This window comes from Arthrobacter sp. JCM 19049, assembly GCF_001310435.1.
In genome coordinates this window covers 1-2259 of record NZ_BAXF01000361.1, presented here as the reverse complement: position 1 = coordinate 2259, position 2259 = coordinate 1, and the positions used below count along the sequence as shown (strand labels likewise).

The 2259-nt window shown below is 67.3% G+C and carries 4 protein-coding genes; 3 read left to right on the top strand and 1 reads right to left on the bottom strand.

From position 1 onward, the window contains the following. On the bottom strand, positions 1 to 280 hold a 280-nt coding region (locus tag JCM19049_RS12160; RefSeq protein WP_279403105.1), incomplete at its 3' end, for an MFS transporter. A gap of 376 nt (positions 281 to 656) precedes the next feature. Between JCM19049_RS12160 and JCM19049_RS12155 the strand changes: the two genes are divergently transcribed. The 3 genes from JCM19049_RS12155 to JCM19049_RS12150 all read left to right on the top strand — a co-directional run. After that, entirely contained in the window at positions 657 to 962 is a 306-nt protein-coding gene (locus JCM19049_RS12155) for a hypothetical protein (RefSeq protein ID WP_279403103.1), read from the top strand. Between the two features lie 66 nt (positions 963 to 1028). Further along, complete coding sequence (locus JCM19049_RS20640; RefSeq protein ID WP_279403102.1) at positions 1029 to 1199, top strand: hypothetical protein; 171 nt, start codon at positions 1029 to 1031, stop codon at positions 1197 to 1199. Then, positions 1127 to 2259, top strand: a 1133-nt coding sequence (locus JCM19049_RS12150; RefSeq protein WP_306420798.1) for a CynX/NimT family MFS transporter, incomplete at its 3' end; no start/stop codon positions are given. The genes JCM19049_RS20640 and JCM19049_RS12150, both read left to right, overlap by 73 nt.

The window sequence follows — 2259 nt, the reverse complement described above, 5'->3', positions numbered from 1 at the left end:
CGACCGCGCCGGTGAGCAGCACCTTGCGCCGCCCGATGCGATCGCCCAGCGAGCCCATGGGGACCAGCAGGCCGGCCAGGATCAGCGGATAGATGTCGATGATCCACAGCAGCTGGTTGCCCGTGGGTTGCAGTGCAGCGGAGATCGCCGGTACCGCGAAGGACAGCACGGTGTTATCCACCGAGACCAGCAGTACCGGGAACAGCAGCACCACCAGTGCCGCCCAGCGGCGGCGCGGGGTCAAGACGCGCGGCAGGGTTCCGGTAGTTGGTGAAGTCATGGTCAATCCATCTGTGAACGAAGGGAAAGTGGGTAGGGAGTAGCCCACCCCCATTACTGTACCGTCTGGACGGTATTGTTACAATCGGAGGTGTTGTCTGCTTCATCACCGCCATTGGGAGGTAAATCCATGGCCCGTCCACCACTGGCCAAAGCCAAGATCCTCGACGCCTACGTCGCGCTGCTGTGCGACGAGGGGAGCGGGCCGCGACCATGGACGCCACCGCCGCCCGGGCCGAGGTCTCCAAGGGCGGGCTGCTCTACCACTTCGCCTCCAAGGAGGCGCTGGCCCAGGCGGTCATCGGCGCCTGTGAGGAGCTGGCGGCGCAGGATTGTGAACTAATGAGTCGGGCCCCGGAGGCATCTCGGTGTACTTCGTGCGCACCTCGGCGGAACTGGGCACCGAATTCGACCGCTACCTGCTGGCCGTGGAACGCCTGGCGCAGGCGGGGGTGGACGCCGCGGCCCAGAGCCTGCAGCGCATCAGCCAGGACTGGTACGAACTGATCCTGGGCGAGGTCGGGGACCCGACCGTGGCCCAGGCGATCATGCTCATCGGCGAGGGGATCTACGCCCACGCCGGACGCCCGGCATGGTGGCACGACTCGGATTTTGATGCACGGCTGGCTCAGTTACTAGAGTTGGTGCCGAAACTGAAAAAGTTGGGTGATTTCAACCAATGACGGTCTGCTGAGGGAGCACATGAATCAACGACAGGGCACCACGCCCCTCAAGGCCGCATCGGGGCGTTGCTGGGCATCCTGCTCATGGCCCTGTCACTGCGTGCGGCGGTGGTCTCCGTGCCGCCGCTGCTGCAGCGGATCTCCGAGAACATCGCGTTCACCGAATTCACCACCGGGCTGCTGGCCATGCTGGCCCCATCGCCTTCGCGGTCTTCGGGCTGCTCACCCCGCGGCTGATCCGTGCCTGGGGCCTGGAGCGCACCTTGGTGGTCTCGGTGCTGCTGGCCATCGTCGGACAGGTGATCCGCCCCTGGGTTTCGGACGTGTACCTCTTCCTGGGGCTGTCGATCGTCGCGCTGGCCGGCTACGGCATGGGCAACGTGGTGCTGCCGCCGCTGGTGAAGAAGTACTTCCCGGACCACATCGGCGTGGTCACCAGCGGGTATGTGACCCTGCTGGCCGTGGGCACCTGGGTGGCCCCGCAGTTCTCGGTCCCGCTGGCCAACGCCTCCACCTGGCAGCTGTCCATCGGCTCGTGGGCGCTGCTCTCCGCCGTGGTGCTGCTGCCCTGGCTGCTGCAGCTGATCGCCGACCGCAAGGTGGCGCGCCCGGACATGCCCGCGCCGCTGGCCGGCGGCAGTGCACCGGGGCTGAAGCTGAACCCCTGGAAGTCCAAGGTGGCCTGGGGGCTGGCGATCTACCTGGCCGGCAACTCCGCCCAGACCTACGTCTACTTCACCTGGCTGCCGCCCTACCTGACCGCGATGGGCCTGAGCGAGGGCACCTCCGGTTCGATGCTGGCGCTGTTTGCGATCCTGGGCCTGCCGGTCAGCCTGCTGGTGCCGTTGTGGGTGCCGCGGCTGAAGCACCCGATCGTGGCGGTGGGCGTGTTCACCGCCTGCTGGATCGGCGGCACCTGGTATCTACCTGTCCCCGACGAACAACACCGCCGTGTGGGTGGCGCTGGCCGGCCTGGGCCAGGGCACGTTTGCGATCGCACTGCTGATGATGAATCTGCGCTCGCGCACCACCTACGGTTCGGGCGTGCTGTCCGGCTTCGCCCAGGGGCTGGGGTATGCCGGGGCGGCCGTGGTGCCGATGCTCTTCGGTGTGGTGCAGAAGGCCACCGATTCCTGGGGCGCGGCCTTTGCGATGCTCGGCGGGTGCATCGTGGTGATGCTGGCCGGGGCGATCATGATCAACCCGCCGCGGGCCATCGAGGACACCATCCCCGGGGCCGAGGACCTGGGCAAGCTCGAGCGCATCGACTGACCCGGGCCGGCGCAAGCGGCGGCAG